The organism is Streptomyces sp. NPDC048473 (genome assembly GCF_043200155.1).
Taxonomy (GTDB): domain Bacteria; phylum Actinomycetota; class Actinomycetes; order Streptomycetales; family Streptomycetaceae; genus Streptomyces.
The window spans coordinates 201,054-224,751 of the sequence record NZ_JBICXE010000007.1 but is presented as its reverse complement, the minus strand read 5'-3'; the positions used below and the strand labels follow the sequence as shown (position 1 = coordinate 224,751).

23 protein-coding genes, 1 pseudogene and 1 riboswitch are annotated in these 23,698 nt (G+C 70.6%); of the genes and pseudogenes, 14 read left to right on the top strand and 10 right to left on the bottom strand.

All coding sequences use genetic code 11. The features are described from left to right. Positions 1-149 precede the first annotated feature (149 nt). Both ACGFU7_RS15395 and pcaB read left to right on the top strand, forming a co-directional pair. Entirely contained in the window at positions 150-917 is a 768-nt protein-coding gene (locus ACGFU7_RS15395) for a VOC family protein (RefSeq protein ID WP_393695942.1), read from the top strand. Between the two features lie 218 nt (positions 918-1,135). Continuing rightward, a complete protein-coding gene (gene pcaB / locus ACGFU7_RS15390) occupies positions 1,136-2,512 on the top strand; it encodes a 3-carboxy-cis,cis-muconate cycloisomerase (protein WP_393695940.1) in 1,377 nt (458 codons plus the stop codon). An 86-nt stretch (positions 2,513-2,598) separates the two neighbouring features. Here pcaB and ACGFU7_RS15385 read toward each other — a convergent pair whose 3' ends face one another. Both ACGFU7_RS15385 and ACGFU7_RS15380 read right to left on the bottom strand, forming a co-directional pair. Then, positions 2,599-3,207, bottom strand: coding sequence for a GNAT family N-acetyltransferase (locus ACGFU7_RS15385; protein ID WP_393695938.1), 609 nt, complete (start codon positions 3,205-3,207; stop codon positions 2,599-2,601). A gap of 94 nt (positions 3,208-3,301) precedes the next feature. Then, positions 3,302-4,276 (bottom strand): phospholipid scramblase-related protein, encoded by a 975-nt coding sequence (locus ACGFU7_RS15380; RefSeq protein ID WP_393695936.1) that lies wholly within the window; start codon positions 4,274-4,276, stop codon positions 3,302-3,304. 102 nt (positions 4,277-4,378) lie between these two features. Between ACGFU7_RS15380 and ACGFU7_RS15375 the strand changes: the two genes are divergently transcribed. The 3 genes from ACGFU7_RS15375 to ACGFU7_RS15365 all read left to right on the top strand — a co-directional run bounded on the left by ACGFU7_RS15375 (position 4,379) and on the right by ACGFU7_RS15365 (position 6,187). After that, on the top strand, positions 4,379-4,807 hold the full coding sequence (locus ACGFU7_RS15375; protein ID WP_393695934.1) for a hypothetical protein: 429 nt from the start codon (positions 4,379-4,381) through the stop codon (positions 4,805-4,807). Between the two features lie 88 nt (positions 4,808-4,895). Beyond that, positions 4,896-5,546, top strand: coding sequence for a DUF3105 domain-containing protein (locus tag ACGFU7_RS15370; protein ID WP_393695932.1), 651 nt, complete (start codon positions 4,896-4,898; stop codon positions 5,544-5,546). Next, entirely contained in the window at positions 5,546-6,187 is a 642-nt protein-coding gene (locus tag ACGFU7_RS15365) for a DUF305 domain-containing protein (RefSeq protein ID WP_393695930.1), read from the top strand. The genes ACGFU7_RS15370 and ACGFU7_RS15365 overlap by 1 nt, the downstream gene beginning before the upstream one ends. A 71-nt stretch (positions 6,188-6,258) precedes the next feature. Here ACGFU7_RS15365 and ACGFU7_RS15360 read toward each other — a convergent pair whose 3' ends face one another. From ACGFU7_RS15360 to ACGFU7_RS15350, 3 genes are read right to left on the bottom strand one after another with little or no spacing between them, the layout of a single operon-like run. Then, a complete protein-coding gene (locus tag ACGFU7_RS15360) occupies positions 6,259-6,684 on the bottom strand; it encodes a hypothetical protein (RefSeq protein WP_393695928.1) in 426 nt (141 codons plus the stop codon). Further along, entirely contained in the window at positions 6,681-6,971 is a 291-nt protein-coding gene (locus tag ACGFU7_RS15355; protein WP_393695926.1) for a hypothetical protein, read from the bottom strand. The genes ACGFU7_RS15360 and ACGFU7_RS15355 overlap by 4 nt, the downstream gene beginning before the upstream one ends. A 14-nt stretch (positions 6,972-6,985) precedes the next feature. Continuing rightward, positions 6,986-7,195 (bottom strand): ATP-binding cassette domain-containing protein, encoded by a 210-nt coding sequence (locus ACGFU7_RS15350; protein ID WP_393695924.1) that lies wholly within the window; start codon positions 7,193-7,195, stop codon positions 6,986-6,988. A gap of 35 nt (positions 7,196-7,230) precedes the next feature. Here ACGFU7_RS15350 and ACGFU7_RS15345 point away from each other — a divergent pair, with 35 nt between their 5' ends. Both ACGFU7_RS15345 and ACGFU7_RS15340 read left to right on the top strand, forming a co-directional pair. Next, positions 7,231-7,707, top strand: coding sequence for a hypothetical protein (locus ACGFU7_RS15345; protein WP_393695922.1), 477 nt, complete (start codon positions 7,231-7,233; stop codon positions 7,705-7,707). Between the two features lie 84 nt (positions 7,708-7,791). Further along, complete coding sequence (locus tag ACGFU7_RS15340; RefSeq protein WP_393695920.1) at positions 7,792-9,033, top strand: ROK family protein; 1,242 nt, start codon at positions 7,792-7,794, stop codon at positions 9,031-9,033. Positions 9,034-9,269: 236 nt separating this feature from the next. Here the strand turns inward: ACGFU7_RS15340 and xylA are convergent, their stop codons facing one another. Continuing rightward, entirely contained in the window at positions 9,270-10,439 is a 1,170-nt protein-coding gene (gene xylA / locus ACGFU7_RS15335) for a xylose isomerase (RefSeq protein WP_393695918.1), read from the bottom strand. A gap of 299 nt (positions 10,440-10,738) precedes the next feature. Between xylA and xylB the strand changes: the two genes are divergently transcribed. The 6 genes from xylB to ACGFU7_RS15305 all read left to right on the top strand — a co-directional run bounded on the left by xylB (position 10,739) and on the right by ACGFU7_RS15305 (position 17,590). Further along, positions 10,739-12,220, top strand: a complete 1,482-nt coding sequence (gene xylB / locus ACGFU7_RS15330; RefSeq protein ID WP_393695916.1) for a xylulokinase — start codon at positions 10,739-10,741, stop codon at positions 12,218-12,220. 191 nt (positions 12,221-12,411) lie between these two features. Next, on the top strand, positions 12,412-13,689 hold the full coding sequence (locus ACGFU7_RS15325) for a VWA domain-containing protein (RefSeq protein ID WP_393695914.1): 1,278 nt from the start codon (positions 12,412-12,414) through the stop codon (positions 13,687-13,689). After that, entirely contained in the window at positions 13,689-14,543 is an 855-nt protein-coding gene (locus ACGFU7_RS15320; protein WP_393695912.1) for a hypothetical protein, read from the top strand. The genes ACGFU7_RS15325 and ACGFU7_RS15320 overlap by 1 nt, the downstream gene beginning before the upstream one ends. Before the next feature lie 261 nt (positions 14,544-14,804). Beyond that, a complete protein-coding gene (locus tag ACGFU7_RS15315) occupies positions 14,805-16,172 on the top strand; it encodes a cytochrome P450 (RefSeq protein WP_393695910.1) in 1,368 nt (455 codons plus the stop codon). Between the two features lie 120 nt (positions 16,173-16,292). Next, a complete protein-coding gene (locus ACGFU7_RS15310; protein WP_393695908.1) occupies positions 16,293-16,874 on the top strand; it encodes a hypothetical protein in 582 nt (193 codons plus the stop codon). 179 nt (positions 16,875-17,053) lie between these two features. After that, positions 17,054-17,590, top strand: coding sequence for a DUF4232 domain-containing protein (locus ACGFU7_RS15305; RefSeq protein WP_393695906.1), 537 nt, complete (start codon positions 17,054-17,056; stop codon positions 17,588-17,590). 99 nt (positions 17,591-17,689) lie between these two features. Here the strand turns inward: ACGFU7_RS15305 and ACGFU7_RS15300 are convergent. Further along, a pseudogene (locus tag ACGFU7_RS15300) lies at positions 17,690-18,754 on the bottom strand (TIM-barrel domain-containing protein); the annotation flags it as partial. Here ACGFU7_RS15300 and ACGFU7_RS15295 point away from each other — a divergent pair. After that, positions 18,708-19,376 carry a hypothetical protein gene (locus ACGFU7_RS15295; RefSeq protein ID WP_393695904.1) on the top strand — a complete coding sequence of 223 codons (669 nt, stop codon included), beginning with the start codon at positions 18,708-18,710 and terminating at the stop codon, positions 19,374-19,376. The pseudogene ACGFU7_RS15300 and the gene ACGFU7_RS15295 sit on opposite strands and share 47 nt — an antisense overlap. Positions 19,377-19,435: 59 nt before the next feature. Here the strand turns inward: ACGFU7_RS15295 and ACGFU7_RS15290 are convergent, their stop codons facing one another. The 3 genes from ACGFU7_RS15290 to ACGFU7_RS15280 form a co-directional block, all read right to left on the bottom strand. Then, positions 19,436-20,446 (bottom strand): LacI family DNA-binding transcriptional regulator, encoded by a 1,011-nt coding sequence (locus ACGFU7_RS15290; protein ID WP_393695902.1) that lies wholly within the window; start codon positions 20,444-20,446, stop codon positions 19,436-19,438. Positions 20,447-20,717: 271 nt separating this feature from the next. Then, on the bottom strand, positions 20,718-21,125 hold the full coding sequence (locus ACGFU7_RS15285; protein WP_393695900.1) for a hypothetical protein: 408 nt from the start codon (positions 21,123-21,125) through the stop codon (positions 20,718-20,720). A gap of 48 nt (positions 21,126-21,173) precedes the next feature. Next, positions 21,174-21,283, bottom strand: a riboswitch (SAM riboswitch). 109 nt (positions 21,284-21,392) lie between these two features. Beyond that, on the bottom strand, positions 21,393-23,450 hold the full coding sequence (locus tag ACGFU7_RS15280; protein WP_393695898.1) for a phosphocholine-specific phospholipase C: 2,058 nt from the start codon (positions 23,448-23,450) through the stop codon (positions 21,393-21,395). Positions 23,451-23,698 lie beyond the last annotated feature (248 nt).

Genomic DNA, 23,698 nt, shown 5'->3' with positions numbered 1-23,698 from the left:
AATACTTTAGCAGATGTTACACTCGTAAAACATTTTCCCCGCTGATGCCGCTGCTGCAGCACCGATGGCCGCCCCCTCCGCGAACCCATAGCGTTCAACTGCACGAGGCCAGACAGTCACGCGTCCATGCATCCACGAAGGAAACCGAAATGAAGCTCACCAAACCGGTGCCCGGCGGTCCCTGCTGGATCGAGCTGAGCACCCCCGACATCCCGGCTGCCAAGTCGTTCTACGCGGCACTCTTCGGCTGGCGCTCCGAGACCGATCCGCGTGAGGAGGCGGGCGGCTACACCATGGCGCACCTCGGAGATGCGCGTGTGGCCGCACTCAGCCCGGTCTATCAGCCTGGACAGCCACCCGCCTGGACGGTCTCGTTCGCCAGCGAGGACACGGACGCCACGGTCGAGAAGGTGAAGTCGGCGGGCGGCTCGCTCCTGGTCGGCCCGATGGACGTGTTCGACCAGGGCAGGTTCGCGGTGGTGGCGGATCCGTCCGGTGCGGTGTTCTCGCTGTGGCAGGGCCGCGCCTTCGCCGGCGCCGAGCGACTGAACGACCCGGGCGCTCTCGGCTGGGTCGAACTCGTCACCCGTGAGGCCGACCCGGCGCTCGCTTTCTATCCCGCGGTCTTCGGATGGACGGTGAACGACGCTTCGGAGAGCTACACGCAGTGGGGCGTGGCCGACGAGGACTTCGGCGGCATGCTGATCATGGACGACAGGTTCCCGCCGGAGGCGCCACCCAACTGGCTGCCGTACTTCGCCGTGACGGACGTCGACGCGACGGCGGCCATCGCGCAGGGGGCGGGCGGCGAACTGCTGATGCCGCCGACGAGCATTCCGGACGGCCCACGGATCGCGGTGGTACGGGATCCGCAGGGCGCGGTGTTCGGTATCCACCGGGCGGGCGACGAGGGCTAGGGTCCGTCGTCGGAGCCGGGTTTCGGACGAGGCGGAGGGGGTCCTCAGGGTTGCGGAGCCCCTCCGCCTCGTCCGACACCCGGCGCAGCAGGCCGAAGAAGGCCGCTGGACGCCGAGCGGCGGGCCACACTGATCGCGACACCCACGGACCCGCCTACCCACCGGTTCGACATCCGCCCGCGGGGGGACGACGAAACGGCCTTCCTGGAGTTCAGCTGATGTACGAGAGCGATGCCGGACTGCTCGCCCCCGGGCGGGCAGGCTCCCCCGCCGAGACGGCCACCGGCGACAGCGCCTTTCTGCAGGCGATGCTCGATGCCGAGACCGCGCTCACCCGCGCCCAGTCCGACTGCGGGCTCGCCCCCGCCGGGGCCGGGCGGGCGGTGACCGCGGCAGCGGCCGACGTGAGCCGATTCGATGTGCGGGATGTGGCGCTGCGCGCACGTGCGGGAGGCAATCCGGTCATCCCGCTGGTCGTCGACCTCGCCGCCGCGGTGGAGCCGGACGTCCGGCCGTATGTGCACCGGGGCGCCACCAGCCAGGACATCCTCGACACGGCCGCCATGCTGGTCGCCGCGCGGACCCTGGCACTGGTGCTCGACGATCTGGCGCGGGCCGCGGACTCAGTGGCACAGCTCGCCGCCGCACATCGCAACACCCCGATGGCCGGCCGTACGCTCACCCAGCACGCCGTGCCGACCACCTTCGGGCTGAAGGCGGCCGGGTGGCGGGCGCTGATCCTCGACGCACGGGACAGGCTGTCGGCCGTACGGGAATCGCTTCCCGCACAACTCGGCGGCGCGGCGGGAACGTTGGCCGCCTTCGAAGCCTTCGCGCCCACCGACAGGGCTGACGTCGAGGACACGGACGACGACGGACCGGGGCTGACCCTGCTCCAGGCGTTCGCGAACGAACTCGGCCTGGCCGAACCGCTGTTGCCGTGGCATTGCCTGCGCACCCCGATCGCCGATCTGGCGGGCGCGCTCGCTTTCACGGCAGGCGCGCTCGGCAAGTTGGCGGCCGATGTGCTCACCCTGTCCCGTACCGAGATCGGCGAGGTCACCGAGGGACAGGCCGGTGGTTCGTCCACCATGCCGCACAAGTCCAACCCGGTGCGGGCCACGCTGATCGCGGCGGCGGCCCGTCGCGCCCCCGGCCTGGCGGCGACGCTGTACGGCTCGCTCGTCGCCGAGGACGAGCGGCCGGCCGGGGCCTGGCACGCCGAGTGGGAGCCGCTGCGGGAGCTGCTGCGGCTCGTCGGCGGGGCCGCGTACGACGCCGCCGAACTCACCGGCGGACTGCGCGTCGTCCCGTACGCCATGCGGGAGAATCTCCAGCTCACCGACGGGCTGATCGTCTCGGAACGGCTGGCCGCCGTGTTCGCCGACCGGATCGGCCGCAACCGCGCCAGGGAGGTCCTGGTGAGCGCCGCCGCCCGGGCCCGTGCGGAGACCACGGATCTGGCCGACGTCCTCGGTGATGTGCTGGACGAGGAGCCCGAACTCGCCGGTCTCGATCTGGCCGAACTGACCGATCCCGCCCGGTACACCGGCTGCGCGGGCCCCCTCACCGACCGTGCACTGGACCGCGGATGACCGCCCTCCCCGATGGGCCGGCGGAACCGGCGTCCTCGGCGTCGTGATCATGCAGGTGGCGGCGAGCACGGCCGCCCGGCGCATGGTCAGCCGGGGACGTCGTCCCCACGGATCCGGGCATGAATGTGCATGTCGTGCCAGCCGTCGGCATGCAGATGGCCCCGGCGCCTGGTGCCCTCCAGGGCGAAGCCCGTTTTGACCGCCACCCGGCAGGAGGCCTCGTTCAGCACGGAGTGGGCGAGTTCGAGGCGCTCGAACCCGATCTCGTCGAAGGCCCAGCGCGCCAGCACCGAGACGGCTCGGGGCGCGACGCCGCGTCCGCGGGCGGCCGGCAGCATCCAGTAGGCGCATTCGGCCTGGCCGATGGCCGGCGTCAGAGAGCGGAGCGAGACCCGGCCGAGCACTTCCCCGGCTCCGTCAGCCGCGCTCCCGGGGCGGACGACGGCCCAGTGGGCTCCGGTCTCGGAGTACCAGGCGTTTCGCCACTGGTCGATCCAGTCGCGCGCCTCGTCCTCGGAGTCGGCCCGGCGCAGATGCCAGCGCTGGATGGCCGGGTCGGCGAAGGCGGCGAGGACGGCCGGCACGTCCGCGTACCGCCACGGCCGCAGGAGCAGGTCGTCGGCGACAGGCAGAGCGGGTTGCACGGAGTCCGCGAGGCGCCCCGGAGGGATAAGGGGCGGCACCAAGTACGGCATGGACGCATCTTCGCACGGGGACGGAACCGTTCCGGCGGTACGCGGGAGCCCCCTTGTGCGGAAGATCGCGCAAGGGGGCTCCCGCGTACCCGCGTCAGCCGAGGCCGCGGGCGTCCTGCTTGAGGGCGGTGTCCACGGTCAGCGCCGTCGCGACGACGAGGCTCAGCAGCGGCTCGGGCAGCTGGTAGTGGATCTGCAGCACGTAGTTGTCCGCCGTGGTGAACAGCGTCTTCGCGAGGCCTTCCCAGGTCTTGGTGATCCGGGCTATCTCGGCGTCGTTGTGGTCGACGATCGCGAAGTTCCAGGCGCGCCAGTTCTCCGCCTTGATCGCGCCGATCTGCTGACCGTCCACCATGATCGCGAAGTTGATCTTGCCGATGGCATTCTGCTGGACGATCTCACCGACCGGCTGCCCGTCGGGGCGCTGCACGATGACCTTGGACTTGATGAACTTCGCCGGGCGGGTCAGCAGAAGCTGCGGCTGACCGTACGCGTCACGGATTTCGAGGCGGTGGGTCAGGTACTGGTCGATGCTGGTCAGGAAGCGCAGCACCTTGCGCAGGGCACTCTGGCCGACCTGGACGACCGAGCCGACGGTGTTGCCGTGCTGGTCGAAGACGCTGTACTCGTTCGTCACCTCGATCAGCTTGGCCTTCTGGTTCACGACCAGGACCTGCTGGTTGAAGAGCGAGCCCGCGCCGGGAGCGCCGCCCTGCTGGGGCTGGACCGCCTGCTGCGGCGGAACCCCGGGCTGCTGATGGGCGACCTGCTGGGACGGAACCCCCGCCTGCTGATAGCCGGCCTGCTGCTGAGGAGCGACCTGCTGGTACTGCTGGGCGGCCTGCTGATACTGCTGCGCGGCCTGCTGCGGCGGTACCTGAGCCTGTGGCTGAGCGGGTGCCTGTGCCTGGGCGGGCATCGCCTGCGCCTGGGCCGCGACCTGGGGCTGCCGGCCGCCGGCCGGGTTGGTGTGCTCGGTCCACTGGGAGCCGTCCCAGTAGCGCAGCAACTGGGGCGCGCCGTGCGGATCCGGATACCAGCCCGCAGATACGTTCGAGTGCGTTGTCACCGGGGCACACTATCCCGCCCCTCCGACAACGGAGGCTCCATCGCGCACATCCACGGCATCCGCCCCTCATTGAAACTTCACACACCGCGTACGATGTCGGGGATGAACAGGCTGAGCGAACGGACGCACCGACGACGGCAGAGCGCCTACGCGTCGGCCGTTCTCGGCTGGCTGTTCGTACTGCTCGCCATGGTCTCGTGCTGCTCGATCGCGGCCCCGGGCTCGTCCGCGCACCGGTCCGGCGCCCACATCGCAGCCGCTGCCCGGGCCATGACACCCGCGCATCCCATGGTCGTACGGACCGTGGTGGCCGATGCCCCGGGGGAACGGGGCATCGGAAGTTCCTGCCACGGAACCTCCGAGCATGCGACACCCGTCGTACTGCCCGGCCAGAGCGGACCCGTGGCCCTTCCCGCTGCGACAGCCACAGCCCCCGTCGCCCCGCTCACCGGCGCCGCCGCGATCCGAGGTCCGTCCAACGACGCCGTGCGGGAAGTCGACCGTCTCCGTCTGCAGGTTCAACGGATCTAGAGGCAGGGCCCGTTCCTCGGGACACCGAGGACGTTCTCCCGCATGCCCTCAACTCCGTCAGTCTTGTTGAACCGAAGGACGACTCTCCATGGCTTCCGCCAAGAAGCAGAACACCCCTGCCACCGCACGCCGCGCCAAGCTGGAGGAGGCCCGCCGCAAGGAGCGTGCCCGCGAGCGGCGCAGTCGCATCATCACCCTCACCGCCTCCGTCGCCGTGATCGCCGCACTCGTCGCGGGCGGCGGCTATCTGATGTCCGCCGCCGACGACAAGGAAAAGGCCGAGGTCGAGGCCAAGTCCGCGCCCGTGCGGGGCGAGCGGACCTGGGACAAGCTCTCCCAGAACCATGTCGAGAAGAAGGTCGACTACCCGATGAACCCGCCGGTCGGCGGCGATCACAACCCGGTGTGGATGAACTGCGACGCCGATGTCTACACCAAGGCGATACCGAAGGAGAACGCCGTGCACTCCCTTGAGCACGGCGCGGTCTGGGTCACATACACGAGCAAGGCGAAGCCAGCGGACATCAAGAAGCTCGGCGAACGAATCGAGTCGACGCCCTACTCCCTGATGAGCCCGGTCGAGGACCAGGCCGCCCCGCTCATGCTCAGCGCCTGGGGCAAGCAGGTGACGGTGACGAGTGCCACCGACACACGCGTGGCGCAGTTCTTCACCAAGTACGTGCAGGGGCCGCAGACCCCGGAGCCGGGCGCGGCCTGCACCGGCGGGGTCGCCCAGTGATGTCCTCGGTCCGCTCCTCGCGCCCGATGGTGATGGCGGGCGGTGTGGTGCTGCTGCTGGCGCTGGGCCTGGTCGCGCTGATGCTCGTACAGCCGTCGTCCTCCGCGGGGTCCGCCGCTCCGGCGGCCGCGCCCTCGGACACGTCGGCCGATGTCGGGTTCGCACGCGACATGTCGATCCACCATCAGCAGGCGGTCGAGATGTCGTTCATCGTGCGGGACCGTACGTCCGACGTGGCGGTGCGCCGGCTCGCGTACGACATCATCAACACCCAGGCCAATCAGCGCGGCATGATGCTCGGCTGGCTGGAGATGTGGGGCCGGGCGAAGTCGTCCGGCGCTCCTCCCATGGAGTGGATGGGGCACACCGTCACGCCCAGGGGCGACGGTTCGCTGATGCCGGGCATGGCGACCGACACCGAACTCGACGCACTGCGGGCGGCGAAGGGCAAGGACGCCGAGGTGTTGTACCTGAAGCTGATGACCGCGCACCACCGTGCCGGTGCGGAGATGGCGCAGGCGGCAGCCACCGCGGCCGGGACCGAAGAGATCAGGAATCTTGCGGCGGGCATGGTCCGGGGCCAGCAGTCGGAGATCGCACTCATGGCGGACATGCTCAAGGAGCGCGGTTCGACGGCCTGAGCCCAGAGGTTTCCGGGCAGCCGTTGCCTGTGTGACTCCCCGGGCCGGTTCCGGCCGGGGGAGTCACGCGTTCAGCGGGTGTGCGAGGCGAGCCGGTCCGGGCTCAGCCGCACATGCGCGATGGTGCGGCGGTGGCGGGTGTATGCGATGTGCAGGGCCCCGTCGGGTGTCAGCGCGATCGTCGGGTAGGGGAGTTCGCGATTCAGCCCGTTGCGGGAATCGTTGCTGAGGCAGTACCCGTCACCCGACTCCAGATCGTGGCGCACGGGCCAGGTGCGCCCGCCGTCGGACGAGAACGCAAGGGTGAGCGGCGCCCGCGGGGCACCCCAGAACGCGGCGTGGTTCTGCACGGCCGGGGCGCAGAGCCGGGCCTCGGCGCGCCCCGGCAGGCCGGCCCGGGCGCGCACCACACCGTCCGCGGCTGCCTCCGGGCGCGCATCGCCCACGTCCGACACTGCCCGGGCACCGTGCACGGCGGACTCCGGCGCGGGCGTCATCCGGCGTCCTGAGCGCCGCGCGCGGCGCTCAGATGCTGGTTCGCCGCCTGTTCCAGGTGGACCAGGTCGCCGGAGACGGTTGCGAAGGTGTAGCCCTCGGCGAGCCGCTTGGCGGCGCTCTGGTGCGGGTACGCCTTCCAGCGGGTCTCCGGGCACGGAATGTGGACCTGGCAGAGCAGGGCGATGCCCTTCTCCCTGACCTCGGCCCGGGAGAGTCCGGGGTGGCGCAGACGAAGGGCGTCGCCCAGCTGACGTCCGACGGTGTGGACGGGGCTGAGCGCTGTCATCGGGTCCTGCGGTATCAGCGAGACGGTCCGGCCGCGCAACCCGCATACGGCCCCGGGTCGGCGACGACGTCCGTGCCGGCGATCCTGGCGCTGCCGGAGAGCACCGCGAGCCCTTCGGGCAGCAGCCGCAGAACACCCATCGCGGTGGTCGACTTGCCTGAGCCGGACTCGCCGATGAGAGTGACGGTCTCGCCACGGTGCACGGTGAAGCCGACGCCGTCCACAGCACGTACGACGCCGTGTGCGGTGATCAGTTCGATTGCAGGTCCTCGACCTGGAGCAGGGGTGCATCGGTCATGACTCAGGCTCCTTTCGCGGTACGCGCAAAAGTACGGGTACGGGTGCGGCCGCGGCTGCGGGTCCGGGCGGGACGCTGCGCCCGCTGAGCCAGGGCTTCGTCGGCCCGCTGACCGAGGCGGCACTGGAGCGGATGACCTACGACCGGGTCTTCCTCGGCACCGATGGGGTCTCCCCCGAATGCGGCATCTGCGAGGCGGACCTGCGGCAGACCCGGCTCAAGGAACTGATGGCCCGTCGCGCCGACCGGGTGTACGTACTGGCCCACGCGGGGAAGCTGGGGCGCAGCCCCTTCCACGCCTGGGCCATGTTGCCGGAGGGGTGGACCCTGGTCACGGACGACACCGCGGACGGCACCCTGGTGGCGGCGCTGCGGGCGGCGGGTACGGAGGTCGTGCTGACCCGGCCCGCGGGCGCGGGCGGGGCGGCGCAGGGCTGAAGCGGGGGGCCGGGTCCCGCTGCGCCGGTCCCGGTCGCAGCGGGACCGTACTGACGTACGGCATCGCATAGGCTCAGCACCGATATGAAGAGCAACCTCACACCGCTGGGGCCCAAGGCCGACAAGGACACCGTGCGCCGGAGCAACCTCAGTCTGGTGCTGCGGGCCGTCCGTGACGAGGGCGAGGCGACCAGGGCCGGGGTCGCCGCGCGGGTGGGGCTGACCCGGGCCGCGGTGTCCTCGCTCGTCGAGCAGCTCATCGACATCGGGTTCCTCACCGAGTCCGGCAAGACCTTCAGCGGGCAGGCGGGCCGCCCCGGGACCGCGCTCAAAGTGGCGCGCACGGGGCCTGCCGGGCTCGGTGTGGAGGTCAACATCGACTATGTGTCGGTGTGTGTCGTCGATCTGGCGGGCACCGGCCGGGTACGGCTCACCGAGCACCTCGACAACCGCGGCGCACCGCCCGCGGAGGTACTGGCGCGGGCGGCCGGGATCGCGGCGCGCACCCTGGAGTCGGCGCGCGAGCAGGAACTGTTCCCGGTCGGGGTGGCGCTCGCCCTGCCCGGTCTGGTCTCCGGCGGTGCGGTGCGCCAGGCGCCCAACCTGGGCTGGAACCAGGTTCCGGCCGAGGAACTCTTCGCCGCTTCGCTCGCCGCCGAGCGACCCGGTCGCGAGGCGCTTCCGGTGGGTTCGGAGAACGAGGCCAATCTGGCGGCGCTGGCCGAGCTCTGGTTCGGCGGACTCGACGCGGTCCGCAGTTTCCTCTATCTGACGGGCGAGATCGGCGTCGGTGGTGCCCTGGTCATCGACGGTGAGCTCCTGCGCGGTGCGCACGGGTTCGCCGGGGAGATCGGGCATGTGGTGGTGGACGCGGAGGGACCGCAGTGCCGGTGCGGCTCGCGCGGCTGTCTGGAGCAGTACGCGGGACAGGCGGCGCTCCTGCGGGCGGCCGGGATCGAGGAATCCGGCAGCGGCGTCGGGGTGGCCGAGCTGGAGCGGCGCATCCGGGCCGGGGACGAGCGGGCGGTGGCCGCCGTCGCCGAGGCCGGCCGGATGCTGGGGCGGGTGCTGTCGGGGGCGGTGAATCTGCTCGACCCGGACGCGGTGGTGCTCGGCGGGATATACCGGAACCTGATGCCGTGGCTGTCACCACCCGCCGATAAGGAGCTGACCGGCCGGGTGGTGTCCGGGCTCTGGTCCCCCGGGAGCGGCCGTCTGCGCGCCTCGTCGGTCGCGGGTGACGCGGCGCGGGGCGCTGCGGCGCTGGTGATGACGGGGGTACTGGCCGACCCGGTGGCGTACTCGGGCGGCCGGGCAACCGGCTGATCCACCCCTGTGCGGGTGCGGGCCGGCAACCGGCTGATCCGCCCGCACGGGTACCGGCCGCACAACCGGCCGATCCGCCCGAGCCGCGGGTACGGGCCGGACAACCGCCTGATCCGCCCGCACCGGGTGCGAGCCGGGCAGCCGGCCGGTCTACTGGAATGCGAACGCGAACGGGTGTGGGCCGGACACCTGGTGTCCGGCCCACACCCGTGGCAACGCATCACTGCAGGCCGAGATCAGCGGACCCCGAGCAGGTGGTCCATCGCCAGCTGGTCCAGGGCCTCGAACGCCATGCCCCGTTCCGCTGCCGCGTTCACATCGAACTCCTCGAACGCCGACCGGTCGGCCAGCAGCCCGGCCACGCCGTCCTCGGCAGTCGGGCGGGCCAGCTCGTCGAGCCGGGACGCGCGCAGCGCCTCCTGCACGGCGGGGTCGGCGCGGAAGGCGGCGGCGCGCTCCTTGAGGATCAGGTAGTTGCGCATGCAGCCCGCGGCCGAGGCCCAGACACCGTCGTAGTCCTCGGTCCGCGGCGGCTTGAAGTCGAAGTGCCGCGGGCCCTCGTAGCCGGCCGTCTCCAGCAGGTCGACGAGCCAGAACGCCTGGCGCAGGTCACCCGCGCCGAAGCGCAGGTCCTGGTCGTACTTGATGCCGGACTGACCGTTCAGGTCGATGTGGAAGAGCTTGCCCGCCCAGAGTGCCTGCGCGATGCCGTGCGGGAAGTTCAGCCCGGCCATCTGCTCGTGCCCGGTCTCCGGGTTGACTCCGACCAGCTCCGGGCGCTCCAGACGCTCGATGAAGGCGAGGGCGTGACCGATGGTCGGCAGCAGGATGTCGCCGCGCGGCTCGTTCGGCTTGGGCTCGATGGCGAACTTCAGGTCGTACCCCTGCTCGGTGACATAGTCGCCGAGCAGGTCGAAGGCTTCCTTCATACGGTCGAGGGCGACCCGGATGTCCTTGGCGGCGCCGGACTCGGAGCCCTCACGGCCGCCCCAGGCCACATAGGTGGTGGCGCCGAGCTCGACGGCGAGGTCGATGTTGCGCAGGGTCTTGCGCAGGGCGTAGCGGCGTACGTCCCGGTCGTTGGCGGTGAACGCGCCGTCCTTGAACACGGGGTGGGTGAAGAGGTTCGTCGTCGCCATGGGGACGACGAGTCCGGCCGCGTCCAGCGCCTGCCGGAACCGCTTCACGATCCCTTCGCGCTCGGTGTCCGTCGAGCCGAACGGGATCAGGTCGTCGTCGTGGAATGTCACACCGTACGCACCGAGCTCCGCGAGCCGCTGCACGGAGTCGACCGGGTCGATCGCCGTGCGGGTCGCATCGCCGAACGGGTCGCGCCCCTGCCAGCCCACCGTCCACAGTCCGAAGGTGAACTTGTCCTCGGGGGTGGGCGTGAAGCGTTCCGTCATGGTCTGGCCGCCTTCAGTGCTGTCGGGTTCCATGACCGGTCGAGGTGGCCGAACCCTATTTGTTTACTGTCATGACTAATCATGCACCGAGCACGCCCGGCACGTAACCCCCCATAGCCAGAAATCCGGAGAGATCACTGTTCCCGGCGGACTCGATCGCGTAATTTGTTTTCCGTACGATCAAATATCCGTGGCGGCACCCCAGCAGCTACGCCCCGAAGCGATGTACGCCCCGCAGCCATCTCCCCGCGTCCATCTCCCCACAGCCATCTCCCCGCAGCACAGGAATGAGGTCACCCATGCCGCCGCGTACCGTCGTCATCGGTGTGGACAGCTCCACCCAGTCCACCAAAGCCGCCTTCGTCGACGCCGGGACCGGTCGGCTGCTCGCCGTCGGCCGGGCACCGCATGTCGTCACCGGCGAGGCGGGTGCCCGCGAGAGCGACCCGGAGGTGTGGTGGCAGGCGCTGTGCGACGCCGTCGCCGCCGGGCTGAAGGAGTCCGGCGTCGCCGCCTCCACCGTGACCGGTATCGCGGTCGCCGGGCAGCAGCACGGGCTGGTCGTCCTCGACCGGGCGGGACGTCCACTGCGCCCGGCAATGCTGTGGAACGACACCCGCTCCGCCCCGCAGGCCGCCGCCCTCACCGCGGCACTGGGCGGGGCCGAGGCCTGGACCACGCGGACCGGATCCGTGCCGGTGGCCTCCATCACCGCGTCGAAGTGGCAGTGGCTGCGGGAGAACGAACCGGAGAACGCCGCCGCTGCCGCGGCCGTCCGCCTCCCCCACGACTTCCTGACCGAACGCCTCGCGGGCACCGCCGTCACCGACCCCGGTGACGCCTCGGGCACCGGCTGGTACTCCACCGCGACCGGCGCGTACGACCCCGAGCTGCTCGAACTCATCGGCCTGGACGCCGCGTTGCTGCCCGGGGTGGCCGAGACCGGCGCGGCCCGCATCGGCTCGCTGACCGCCGAAGCCGCCGACGCGCTCGGCCTGCCCGCCTCGGTCGCCGTGGCAGCGGGCACCGGGGACAACATGAGCGCCGCCATCGGCCTCGGACTGGGTGGCGCCGGACTGCTGGACCACCCCGTCCTCAGCCTCGGCACCTCGGGAACGGTCTTCGCCGCCTCCCGGACCCGGCCCGCGTCGACGGCGCTATCCGGCTTCGCCGCGGCGGACGGTACGTACCTCCCGCTGGCCTGCACCCTCAACTGCACGCTCGCCGTGGACAAGGTCGCCGCACTGCTCGGCCTGGAGCGCGACGACACGGCCCCCGGCGGCGAGGCGGTGTTCCTCCCCTACCTCGACGGCGAACGCACCCCCGATCTGCCCACCGCCTCCGGCCTGCTCACCGGGCTGCGGCACGACACCACCCCGCAGCAACTCCTGGGGGCCTCCTACGAGGGCGCGGTCTTCACCGTGCTGCGCGCCCTCGACGAACTCCTGCGGGCCTGCGGCCTCGACCCGGCCGACCCGGAGGTGGCCACCCGGCCGCTGCGCCTGATCGGCGGCGGCGCCCAGGGGCGCACCTGGGTGGAGACGGTACGGCGGCTCTCCGGCCGGCCGGTGATCGTGCCCAGCAGCGGCGAACTGGTGGCTCTGGGCGCGGCCGCGCTGGCCGCCGCCGCGGCAACCGGCGAGGACCCGGTCGCGATCGCCACCGGATGGAAGACCGGCGAGGACACCCAACTGCCCGCCGTCCAGCGGGACTCGACGACATGGAAGCGGGTCGGCTCGGCGCTGGAGCGGGCCGCGGGGCCATTGATGGGCGGGGCCTGACACCCGTACACCCAGCACACTCCGCACCCCTGCGCCGCACTGCACAGCCCTGCACACCGTGAGCCGGCCCCACACACCCTGCAAGGGTCACTGACTGGCTGTCACTTCCCCTCGACCGGCCCGGGTGACGGCCCCCCGGCCGTCTCCGGACCGGTTTGGGGAAGCGAAGCGATCTTCACTAGTATCCGGCGATGATCATAAGAAGAAGGCTGACGGTCGGGGTGGGCATCCTGCTCGCCACCCTGACCGCCGGGCTCGGTTCGGCGCTCCCCGCCGCAGCCGATGAAACCCCCACCAAAGCCTCCCCCAAGGTCGAGCTGGTGCTCGACGTCAGCGGCTCCATGCGGACCCGTGACATCGACGGCCAGTCCCGGATGGCCGCGGCGAAGCAGGCGTTCAACGAGGTCCTGGACGCGGTGCCCGAGCAGGTGGAACTCGGTATCCGGACGCTCGGCGCCGACTACCCGGGCAATGACCGGAAGGTCGGCTGCAAGGACACCAAGCAGCTCTACCCGGTCGGCCCGCTGGACCGCACCGAGGCGAAGACCGCGGTCGCCACTCTGGCCCCCACCGGCTGGACCCCGATCGGCCCGGCTTTGCTGGGCGCCGCCGACGACCTCGAAGGCGGCGACTCCACCCGCCGGATCGTGCTGATCAGCGACGGCGAGGACACCTGCGGCCCGCTCGACCCGTGCGAGGTGGCACGTGACATTGCAGCCCGTGGCATCCACCTCGTCATCGACACGCTGGGCCTGGTGCCGAACGCGAAGATCCGCGAGCAGCTGACCTGTATCGCCGAGGCCACCGGCGGCACCTACACCGCCGTCCAGCACGCCGATGAACTCTCCGGCCGCGTCAAACAGTTGGTCGACCGGGCCGCCGATCCCGTCGTCACACCGGTGGCGACCGAGGGCGCGGACCGCTGCTCCACGGCGCCCCGGCTCAAGGCGGGTCTGTACACCGACCGGGAGAAGTTCGGCGAGCACCGCTGGTACCGGGTGGATGTGCAGCCCGGTCAGGAGCTGCGCACCTCGGTCAGCGTCTTCGCGGACCGTGCCGTGAACAATGACTACGGCGTGCTGCTGCGGGCGGTGACCGTACACGGCCGGGAAATCGTCCGGGGTTCGGAATCGGGCACCGGCCGCACCGATGCGATCTCCTCCGGCCTGCGCTACCCGAAGCCCGAGCAGGACGACACGGACAGCGGCGACAAACCCGCTGCCGAGACCGTGTGCCTCCAGGTCAGCAACTCCTACTCGGCCCCCGCCTCGGTCAAGACCGCGCCGGGCATGCCGATCGAGCTGACCGTGGACCTGGTGGACGCCCCGGACGACGCGGCCGATGTCGCCGCGTTCGGTCTCGGCCGCGGCTGGTGGCTGCTGGGCGTACTGGTGCTCACCGGACTGGTCGCGGGTCTGCTGACCGGCTGGATCTCGCGCTGGCGCGTCGCCGTCTGGAGGACCAACTGATGCGTACGACACGTGTACTCGCGGGTGCGCTGCTGACCGGCCTCGCCCTGCTGACTTCGGCGGGCGCCGCCGCGGCCGACGACCCGTCGGCGAGCCCGAGCCCGAGCGCCTCGGACAGCGGGTCCGGCCCCACCGAGGCCGGCACCACCTTCCGTACGGCCACGGCGATCCAGCAGAACCAGCGCGCCACCGCCGGGGCGTCCACGGGCGACTACCTGTACTGGGTGTTCCCCGCCGACGCGGGCCAGCGGGCCACCGTCAAGGCGAAGATCACCCTGCCGGAGAGCGCCGCCCGGCACGGTGCGTCGACCTGGCAGGTCGATGTGTACGACGGGCTGCGGCGCCGTCAGGCCTGCATGTACGGCCGCCAGACCGGGAAGGCGGCGGCCGACGCGTCGACGGTCGAGCTGACCTGCGTGCTGCGGACCGTCCGCGCCTGGTCCGAGCCGTGGGCCAACGACCCGCTGCCGGGCAGCTACTACGTACGCCTCACGGTCGTCGACCTGCCCTCGGCGGACCTCGGTCTTCCGGTGCAGACCGAGGTCGAGGTCACGGCGGCCGACAAGGGCGGCGCCGGGGATGTGGACGGCACACTCGCCGAGCCGCTGGTTCCCGGCGTGTCCTCCGTCGAGCAGGCCTCGGACACCGGGGGCGCCTCGGCCACGAGTGGCGATGACGCGCCGGCCAAGGTCGCACTCGGCAGCGAGCCGGAGGACGGCTGGGCCTCCGGCTGGTGGACCGACCGCTGGCTGTGGACGGTCGGCGGCGGAGTACTGGGGGCGCTCGCGGCCGTCTTCGGCTACTCCCTCACGCGCGGCAACGGCCGCCCGTCCCGGGTCCCGCCGGGCGTCTGACCCGCACATCGCGGGGCGGGCTCCGGACCACGAGCCCACCGGACCGCACCGCCGGACGGGCTCAGGACCCGGGCCCGTCCGGCGACGGCGGACACATCCCCTCGACCGCCCAGCCGCCCGCACACTCCCGGCGCGGCGGCCGCTACCCTCGACAACTCACGTACCGCACAAGGCCGATGACGTCTTCCGTGCCGTGTGGTACCGCTGAAATCAGGTCGCTGCGCACCAAGTCGGGTGCGCCACAAGGGAGCGGAGACTTTCATGTCCACGGAGACCGGCCCTGCCGTCGATGCCGAGCCGCGAGGCCACACGCTCGTGCCCGGTCCGAAAGGGCTGCCGTTCCTCGGGAGCCTGCCACAGTTCGCGAAGAATCCCCTCGCCTTCTTCGAGCGACTGCGCGGTCACGGCGACATGGTCGGCTGGCGATTCGGCCCCAACCCGTGTGTGTACATAGCCGATCCGAAGTGCATAGGCGAGCTGCTCACCGAGACGGAACGCACCTTCGACCAGCCCGCACTCGGTATCGCGTTCCGCACCGTGATGGGAAACGGTGTGGTGGTCGCCCGCGGTACGGACTGGCGGCGGAAGCGGTCGCTGGTACAGCCTTCCGTACGCCCCAAGCAGGTGCGGTCGTACGCGGCGACGATGGCGAGCAGCACGGTGGAGCTGGCGGACACCTGGTCCGGCGGTGAACGCATCGACATCAAGCGGGAGATGGCGACGCTGACGCAGCGGATCGCGGTCCGTACGATCTTCGGCGTCGACACCCCGGCCGACGCCGACGCGATGGGCCGGGCGATGGATGTGGCACAGCAGGAGATCGGCAAGGAGTTCGCCGGTATCGGCGCGCTGTTGCCGGACTGGGTGCCGACACCGGGCCGGGCCAGGATCAGGAAGGCCTCCGCCGTCATCGACGCCGAGGTGGGCCGGGTCGTCGCCCGTCACCGCGACGGCGGGGACGATCGCCCCGATCTGCTGAGCCGGCTGCTGACCGCGGTCGACGAGACGGGTGCGCACCTCACGGACCAGGAGATACGCGACGAGACGGTCACCCTGTACATCGGCGGGCACGAGACGACGAGCTCCACTCTGGTGTGGGCCTGGTATCTGCTGTCCCGCAACCCGCGGGCGCGCGCCGCGCTCACGGAGGAGCTGGACCGGGTACTCGGTGACCGGGAGCCGGAGTTCGACGACTATGCCCGGCTGACATACACCCAGTCGGTGGTCAAGGAGACCCTGCGCCTCTATCCGACGATCTGGCTGGTGACCGGCGTCGCCAAGGAGGGTGCGCGGATCGGCGGTGTGCCGATGCCGGAGGGCACCAGGGTGTGGACCAGCCAGTGGGCGACGCACCGCGACGAGCGGTGGTTTCCCGAGCCGGAGGAGTTCCGCCCCGAGCGCTGGGATCCGGAGGAGGGCGACGACATCGCGGAGTACGCCTGGTTCCCGTTCGGCGGCGGCCCCCGGGTCTGCCTGGGCACACGGTTCGCGATGGTCGAGGCGGTGCTGATCCTGGCCGTGCTGGCCCGCCGCTTCGAACTGGAGGTGGACCCGGGCACCGTCAACCCCGTACCGACGCTGACGCTGCAGCCGGACCGCGAAGTGATGGCCACGGTCCGGCCGCGGTAGCGGTGTACGGGGTGGGGTGGCCGCGGCGGTCCCCCACACCCCCGCCCCGTAGGCTGCTGCGACGCGAACCGCCGTACGCCACCGCTGTCGGCGCGTTCCCCGGCCGAGGAGGATGACACCGTGGGCGGTTCCAGGAAGCCCCGCAGACGAAGGGCCGCGTCCGGCTCACTCGCGTACACCGCGCGCCCGCCGCGCGGGTCCGACGCCCCGTCCGGCCGCCGCCGGGACACCGTCCTCGGCTGCGGCTGCATGGTGGCCGTCGTCCTCGGCATCGTCGTCCCGGCCATCGGGTCCACGCTCGGCGGCCCCGGCCTGTGGAGGTGGGCGCGCGACAGCTTCCCGGGCGGGGGTTACGGCTTCGCCGTGGCGGTCGGTGCGTTGATACCGGTGGTGTTCACCGTCGGGGCGATATCGCTCGGCAGGCTGAACCGGGCTGCAGGGAAGGCCCGCTCAGCGGTCAGGATCGGCGTTGCGGTGCTCTGTTTCGCACTGCTGATGCTGCTCGGCGCGGCATGTGTCGAGATGATGGGCCCGAGCCGCAAGCACCATGACCGAACGGGCGGCTGGGCCTATGAGCACTACGCGTGGGTGTGGGCCGTGGCCCTCCTGTCGGCGCTCGTCATGGGGGCGCTGATCGTGACCGCTCTTGTCCTTCGTGCCCGCAGCCGTACGGTGCGGGACAGCTCGGCCGAGACGGCGTAGCACTCCCGCCCCGCAGTCGCGAGGCCCCGGGCTCCATCCCGTCGCCAGATATATCGAACCGATATGTCTGATCTGTCGCGAAGATCGGGGCATACCGGTCACACTGGCGATGTCGGCCTCACCGGCCGCCGGGCCGTCCGGCCGTATCCGCAGGCTGTCGATCCAACGGGAGAAACACCATGCGTCTCCGCTCCGCTCTCGCCTACGCCCTCACCGTCGCGGCCGCACTGACGCTGACCGCCACCACAGCGTCGGCCACGACCGGCACCGCATCCGCCGGAGCCGTGAGCCGCCCCGGAATCTGTCCGGAGAAGGCCCTCGATGTGCGTGCCGCACCCGGCGGGCTGCGGAACGTTGCCCGTATCAGCGTCACCAACCATGGCGGCCGGGCCTGCGTCGTGGACCGCGTCCCGACGATCACCTTCCGGGGCCTGGACGGCTCCGCCGAGACCGTGCCGCCTGCCGAGAGCGGACCGTACGTCCTCTCACGGGGTGAGCGAGCGTACGCCGCCGTCCGCACCGCGGACCCGGCGGCAACCGAAGGACACGTCGTCGGCAGCCTGTCCGTCTCGGCCGACCCCTCCCACCTGGGCGTCACCTTCCGTGCGGCCACCGTCGGCATGCCCAGGGGGGTCCATGTGTGGGTGCCGGTCACCACGCTGTGGCAGGAGTCGCGCGCCGCGGCGGACAGCGCCTTGGCTGACGCGCTGGGCTGACGGGCGGGACGGGCACCCGTCCCACTCGAAGGGTCTGCGGGACGGGCGACCGTCCGGCCCGAAACAGTCCGCGGGAAGCCCGCCGCACTCTCACCCCACTCACCCCACCCGCACCGTCCCCACCCCCTCCCCCGCTGCCCCGGTGTCCTCCAGGATCACGCGGTCCGTGCCTCTGGCCGTGACCTGCACGGCGGCCCCGTCCCGTACAACATGAAATGTCACAGCGGGCTCACCCGTCGTGTCCGGCACCGTGACCAGCGTTTCGGTGGTCGCGGTCGCCGGGCCGAAGGCCCGCAGGGTGAGGCCGTCCAGCCAGTCACCGTCCGGGCGCTGGTCGTCGGCGCCCCAGGGAAGGACCGCGCCGGGACGGACCAGGACCGGAAGGCTGTCGAAGCCGTGGGTCTCGTGGCGCCAGGCAGGGCCGGTGACCGTCTCACCGGTCAGCAGGGACGTCCAGGTCCCCGCCGGGACGTAGAACTCGACCCGGCCGTCCTGCGCGAAGACCGGGGCGACCAGCAGGTCGGGGCCGAGCATGTACTGGCGGTCCAGCATCCGGGTCGTCGGGTCGTCCGGGAATTCCAGCAGCATGGGGCGCATCACCGGGATGCCGATTCGGTGCGCCTCGGCCGCCGCTCCGTACAGGTAGGGCATCAGCCGGTGCTTGAGCAGCGTGAACTTGCGGGCGACGTCGACCGCCTCTTCGCCGAACGCCCAGGGCACGCGGTACGACACATTGCCGTGCAGCCGGCTGTGCGAGGACATCAGGCCGAAGGCGAGCCATCGCTTGAAGACGGCCGGGTCGGGGGTACCTTCGAAGCCGCCGATGTCATGGCTCCAGAAGCCGAAGCCGGACAGGCTCAGCGACAGACCGCCGCGCAGTGACTCGGCCATCGCGGTGAACGATGCGAAGCAGTCGCCGCCCCAGTGGACGGGGAACTGCTGGCCGCCCGCCGTGGCCGAGCGGGCGAAGAGCACCGCCTCGCCGTGCCCGCGCTCCTTCTCCAGGAGCTCGAAGACCGTGCGGTTGTAGATCTGCGCGTAGTAATTGTGCATCCGCTCCGGATCCGAGCCGTCGTGCCACACCACGTCGGTGGGGACGCGCTCGCCGAAGTCCGTCTTGGCCGCGCTGGCCGCCCTCATCGGCTTCGCCGCCGCCCCCGCCCAGGCCGCGATCTGGTCCTCCTCGGACCAGTGGGGCAACTACACCACCTCCGACGGCTACACCCTCTACAACAACATCTGGGGTTCCGGCGCGGGTTCGCAGTCCATCTGGGCCAACTCATCGAGCAACTGGGGCGTCCGGGCCGATCACCCGGACACCGGCGGCATCAAGTCGTACCCCAACGCCAAGAAGGTGGTCGGCAGGTCCATCACGTCGCTGGCATCGCTCACCAGCAGCTACAACGTCACTGTCCCGTCGGTCGGCGACTACAACACGTCGTACGACATCTGGGACACCGACTACGACTACGAGGTGATGCTCTGGGTGAACTACAACGGTGACGTCGGCGCGCTCGGCACCTCGCAGGGAACGCTGACGCGCGGCGGCCACACCTGGACGGTCTACAAGGGTGACAACGGGTCCAACCAGGTCTTCTCGTTCCTGCGCACCTCGGACTCCGCATCGGGCACCGTGGACATCCTGCCGATCCTGAAGTGGATCAAGGACACCAAGGGCTGGTGGGGCAACGAGACCATCGGTGACGTCCAGTTCGGCTACGAGATCACGTCGTCGCCCGGCGGCCTGGACTTCACGACGAACGGATTCAGCGTCTCGTCCGGCTGACCCGCCCGGAGCCAGGAGGAGCCGGCCCTCGCACGGGGGCCGGCTCGTGCGCACGACGGTCAGCCGACGGGCGCCGGTCCACTGCTTTCCCGGACCGTCAACTCCGGAGCCAGCAGCTCGACTTCATCCGTTCCGCGACCGCCCAGCTTCGCGACGACCTGCTCGACGGCGCGCCGCCCCATCTCCTGCGCCGGAATGGCGACCGAGGTGAGGTGGACCGAGGCCTGCGATGCCACCTGCTCGGGGCAGATGGCGACCACCGACACATCCTCCGGCACGGCCCGTCCCTGCTGGCGCAGCAGATTGAGCAGTGGTTCCACGGCGGACTCGTTCTGCACGATGAATCCCGTGGTACCCGGCCGCTCGTCGAAGATCCGGGACAGGGTCTGGGCCATCGCCGCATACCCGCCCTCACAGGGCCGGTGCAGGACCCGCACACCGGTCTCCTGCGCCTTGGCCCGTACACCGTCGACGGTCCGTTCGGCGAATCCGGTGTGGCGATCGTAGACGGCGGCCGCTTCGCCGATCACCGCGATCTCGCGATGCCCGAGTGCGGCAAGGTGCTCCACACAGAGCGCCCCGGTCGCCTCGAAGTCGAGGTCCACACAGGTGAGCCCGCCCGTTTCTGCGGGCAGACCGATGAGCACGGTGGCCCGGTCGGTCTCGCGCAGCAACGGGAGCCGCTCGTCGTGCAGTTCCACGTCCATCAGGATCATGGCGTCGGCGAGCGAGCTGCCCGCGATCCGTCGCACGGCGGCCGGCCCTTCCTCTCCCGTGAGAAGCAGGACGTCGTAGCCGTGCGTGCGGGCCGTGGTGGCGACCGCGATGGCGATCTCCATCATCACGGGCACATACATGTCGGTGCGCAGCGGCACCATGAGCGCGATGGTGTTCGACCGGCTGCTCGCGAGCGCCCGCGCACCGGCATTGGGGTGATATCCGAGCTGCTGGATGCTCTGTTCCACCCGCTCCCGGGTGGACACCGAGATGGACCGCTTCCCACTGAGGACATAGCTCACCGTGCTCGCGGAGACTCCGGCATGCTGGGCGACCTCGGCAAGGGTGACCATTCAGGGCTCTCCATCACGGGACGAATTTCGGGTACCGGACCACACACCGCCGCGTACCGACCGGCTGGGCGAAGCGCTTCGAATTCGACCGAATCAGTCGGTGACATGCACGGATGAATCCGAGCCTAAACCCGTCCGTACGGCCTGTCCAGAGAACTGTCGAAGCGCTTCGACACGGTTCTGCCGATCATTTCCACCAACCCTGCACCGCGGCAGGACCGGGCTGCGCCCCGGGCTGGACCGGTGCGTCCACCATAGGCGGACCGGTGGGCTACAGGCCGTACGTCGTGCCGCCAATGGTCCGCCGCGGGTCGGGCGCCTCGGTCGCGCACACCGGGCCGCCCTCGAAACCGGCATTGACCAGTGCCGTTGCCCGGCCGCCGGAGTCCACCAGCTTGAAGGCATGCCACCGCGGGAGCCAGAACACGCGGCCACGGTGCCCGGCGAGCAGTTCATGGAGGAGTCCCGGCGCGTGAGTCCACACCTTCGGCAGGTCTTCGGCAAGGTCGAAGGCGGGGCGCAGCTCGATCCACCCGTCGGCGCTGACGTCGCCCGAGGTGAGCAGGAGTTCCACGGCCTGGCCGGGCTCCTGGTGGCACTTCTTGGCGTGGATCCAGTGGACGTGGTGGCCGGGACCGTGGCTGGGGCATTCGTCGTTCTGGATGAGGTGGGGGAGCATGGTCGTTCGCCTTCCTGGGATCATGGACCCCAGGTGCTCTGCCCCTATGGTCCGCTGTTCCCCGTGCGTCGAGCACGGGGCAGGTCGTCACCCGGAGCACCCGCAGCGGAGCGGGGTGCCGTCCAGTTAGCCGGGGCTGTGCACTGGAACTCATGACCTACGAGAACTGTATCCCACGGACAGCAGTGGCCGACGGGCGGTCAGATGCCCAGACCAGTCAAGGGGGGCGAGGGCACGTACACCTGCCCCCGCCCCGGTCCCTCCGATTCAGTCTGCCATCAGGGCCGGATCGCTCGTACCCGCCTGGCCCGTCTCGACGTGTCCGGCGAAGCGCCGCAGGAACGTGGTGTCCGTGTCGGAGACCACCGAGATGTCGTACCAGCGGCTGCTCCCCCGCAGGTCCACCGAGTGGGTCACGGTCGCGCCCGCGCGCACCGTGAACGTCTGGGCAGATCCGCCGTATGCGTCGCTCACCGTCAAATGAGCGTCGCCAGAACCTGTATGAGTCATCGTCAGGTCAAGTTGGCCATTTGTGGCGTTGTGGCGGGCGGTCACCTCGGGCCCTGCCGACTTGCCGGGCCCCTTGAAGGTGCGCAGGAAGCCGTTCGGCCCGTACACGCTGAGGTTGGTCGCCCCGTTCGAGTAGACCGTGTTCCAGGTGTCGGTGAGCGACTTGCCGGCCTCGGTGGTGTACGTCCACGGTCCGTCGGTACGGTTCGCGGACGTCACCAGGAACTGCGCCCCGGCAGCGGCGCCGCCGCTGAAGGTGAGGCCGTACTTTCCGGTCGCCGGATTCGCCGAGCCGTCCACGAACGGCGCGTAGGCAAGCGGCCGGGTGGGCCGGGAGCCCGGTTCCTGTTCGGGGACGCTGCCTACGGCGGGCGGGACGGGCACGTAGTCGGGATGCCGGTTGCGGTCCGGCGGCAGGTACCCGGCCGTGGAGGGCAGGGCGACGGGGGCGGTGTCCCTACGGCCGAAGTCGAACGCGGAGGTGAGGTCGCCGCAGATGGCGCGCCGCCAGGGTGAGATGTTCGGTTCCTTCACCCCGAAGCGACGCTCCATGAACCGGATGATCGAGGTGTGGTCGAAGACCTCGGAACAGGAGAACCCTCCGGTGCTCCACGGCGAGACGACCAGCATCGGCACACGCTGCCCCAGACCGTACGGGCCTGCGGCGTAACTTCCGTTTCCTGCAAAGAAGTCTGCGGAGGTCGCCACGGTGGAAAGCCCCTGCGCGGCCCCGGACGGCGGGTACGGCGGCACGATGTGGTCGAAGAATCCGTCGTTCTCGTCGTACGTGATGAACAGGGCGGTCCTGCCCCACACCTCCGGGTTGGACGTCAGCGCGTCCAGCACCTGCGCGATGTACCAGGCACCGTAATTCGCGGGCCAGTTGGGATGCTCGGTGAAGGCCTCCGGGGCGGCGATCCAGGAGATTTTCGGAAGGGTTCCGGCCTTCACATCGGCCCTGAGCCTGTCGAAGAGCCCGTCGCCGTTCTTGGCGTCGGTGCCGGTGCGCGCCTTGTCGTAGAGCGGGTCACCGGGCTTGGCGTTGCGGTAATTGTTGAAGTAGAGCAGCGAGTTGTCGCCGTAGTTCCCCCGGTACGCGTCGCTGATCCATCCCCAGGACCCTGCGGCGTCGAGCCCGTCGCCGATGTCCTGGTAGATCTTCCAGGACACCCCGGCCTTCTCCAGCCGTTCGGGGTACGTCGTCCACCCGTACCCCGCCTCGTCGTTCCCGAGCACGGGGCCGCCGCCGGTGCCGTCGTTTCCGGTGTAACCCGTCCACATGTAGTAGCGGTTCGGGTCCGTGGAGCCGATGAAGGAGCAGTGGTACGCGTCGCAGACGGTGAACGCGTCGGCGAGGGCGTAGTGGAACGGTATGTCCTCGCGGGTGAGGTAGGCCATCGTCGTCGCCGACTTGGCGGGCACCCACTGGTCGTACGCGCCCTTGTTGAATGCCCGGTGGCCGCCCGCCCAGTCGTGGTTGAGGTCCTGGATGAACTGGAGCCCGAGGTTGTCGGCCGTGGGCCGGAACGGCAGCACTTCCTTGGTGCCGGACGATTGGTGCCACACCGGTTTGCCGCTGGGCAATGTCACCGGGCGCGGGTCACCGAAGCCGCGTACACCCTTGAGCGTGCCGAAGTAGTGGTCGAACGAGCGGTTCTCCTGCATCAGCACGACGATGTGCTCGACGTCCTCAAGGGTGCCGGTGGCGCCCTTCGCCGGGAGGGAGGCGGCGCGGGCGATGCTGTTCGACAGCATGGTGAAGGCGGCTGCGCCTCCGGCGAGTTGCATGAAGCGGCGTCGGTCGAGTTCAGCCATGGGTGAGGACCTCTGTGGGGTGAGGAGGTGTGGGGCGAAAACGACTGGAGTGTTCCAGAGTCCGCCGGGCCGCGAAAGAGCGACGCGGTGTGGACACGGTGGCGATCCGCCGAACAGCAGTCGGCGGGGCGGTGCACGACCGGCACGGCGGACTGGTGCGCCACCGGCGCGGCGGGCGCGGTCGCGGTGGCCTGTCCGCCCTCATCCTCCGGACAGGCCGCAGGGCCGCCCGGACGTTTCGGGCGGCC

Bases quoted from the DNA above. Each gene is read 5' to 3' on its own strand.
- xylA (WP_393695918.1), bottom strand. From the start codon at position 10,439: ATGACGGAACGCTTCACGCCCACCCCCGAGGACAAGTTCACCTTCGGA.
- ACGFU7_RS15320 (WP_393695912.1), top strand. From the start codon at position 13,689: ATGCGTACGACACGTGTACTCGCGGGTGCGCTGCTGACCGGCCTCGCC.
- ACGFU7_RS15375 (WP_393695934.1), top strand. From the start codon at position 4,379: ATGAACAGGCTGAGCGAACGGACGCACCGACGACGGCAGAGCGCCTAC.
- xylB (WP_393695916.1), top strand. From the start codon at position 10,739: ATGCCGCCGCGTACCGTCGTCATCGGTGTGGACAGCTCCACCCAGTCC.
- ACGFU7_RS15365 (WP_393695930.1), top strand. From the start codon at position 5,546: ATGTCCTCGGTCCGCTCCTCGCGCCCGATGGTGATGGCGGGCGGTGTG.
- ACGFU7_RS15305 (WP_393695906.1), top strand. From the start codon at position 17,054: ATGCGTCTCCGCTCCGCTCTCGCCTACGCCCTCACCGTCGCGGCCGCA.
- ACGFU7_RS15360 (WP_393695928.1), bottom strand. From the start codon at position 6,684: ATGACGCCCGCGCCGGAGTCCGCCGTGCACGGTGCCCGGGCAGTGTCG.
- ACGFU7_RS15325 (WP_393695914.1), top strand. From the start codon at position 12,412: ATGATCATAAGAAGAAGGCTGACGGTCGGGGTGGGCATCCTGCTCGCC.
- ACGFU7_RS15280 (WP_393695898.1), bottom strand. From the start codon at position 23,450: ATGGCTGAACTCGACCGACGCCGCTTCATGCAACTCGCCGGAGGCGCA.
- ACGFU7_RS15370 (WP_393695932.1), top strand. From the start codon at position 4,896: ATGGCTTCCGCCAAGAAGCAGAACACCCCTGCCACCGCACGCCGCGCC.
- ACGFU7_RS15290 (WP_393695902.1), bottom strand. From the start codon at position 20,446: ATGGTCACCCTTGCCGAGGTCGCCCAGCATGCCGGAGTCTCCGCGAGC.
- pcaB (WP_393695940.1), top strand. From the start codon at position 1,136: ATGTACGAGAGCGATGCCGGACTGCTCGCCCCCGGGCGGGCAGGCTCC.
- ACGFU7_RS15315 (WP_393695910.1), top strand. From the start codon at position 14,805: ATGTCCACGGAGACCGGCCCTGCCGTCGATGCCGAGCCGCGAGGCCAC.
- ACGFU7_RS15285 (WP_393695900.1), bottom strand. From the start codon at position 21,125: ATGCTCCCCCACCTCATCCAGAACGACGAATGCCCCAGCCACGGTCCC.
- ACGFU7_RS15385 (WP_393695938.1), bottom strand. From the start codon at position 3,207: ATGCCGTACTTGGTGCCGCCCCTTATCCCTCCGGGGCGCCTCGCGGAC.
- ACGFU7_RS15340 (WP_393695920.1), top strand. From the start codon at position 7,792: ATGAAGAGCAACCTCACACCGCTGGGGCCCAAGGCCGACAAGGACACC.
- ACGFU7_RS15395 (WP_393695942.1), top strand. From the start codon at position 150: ATGAAGCTCACCAAACCGGTGCCCGGCGGTCCCTGCTGGATCGAGCTG.
- ACGFU7_RS15355 (WP_393695926.1), bottom strand. From the start codon at position 6,971: ATGACAGCGCTCAGCCCCGTCCACACCGTCGGACGTCAGCTGGGCGAC.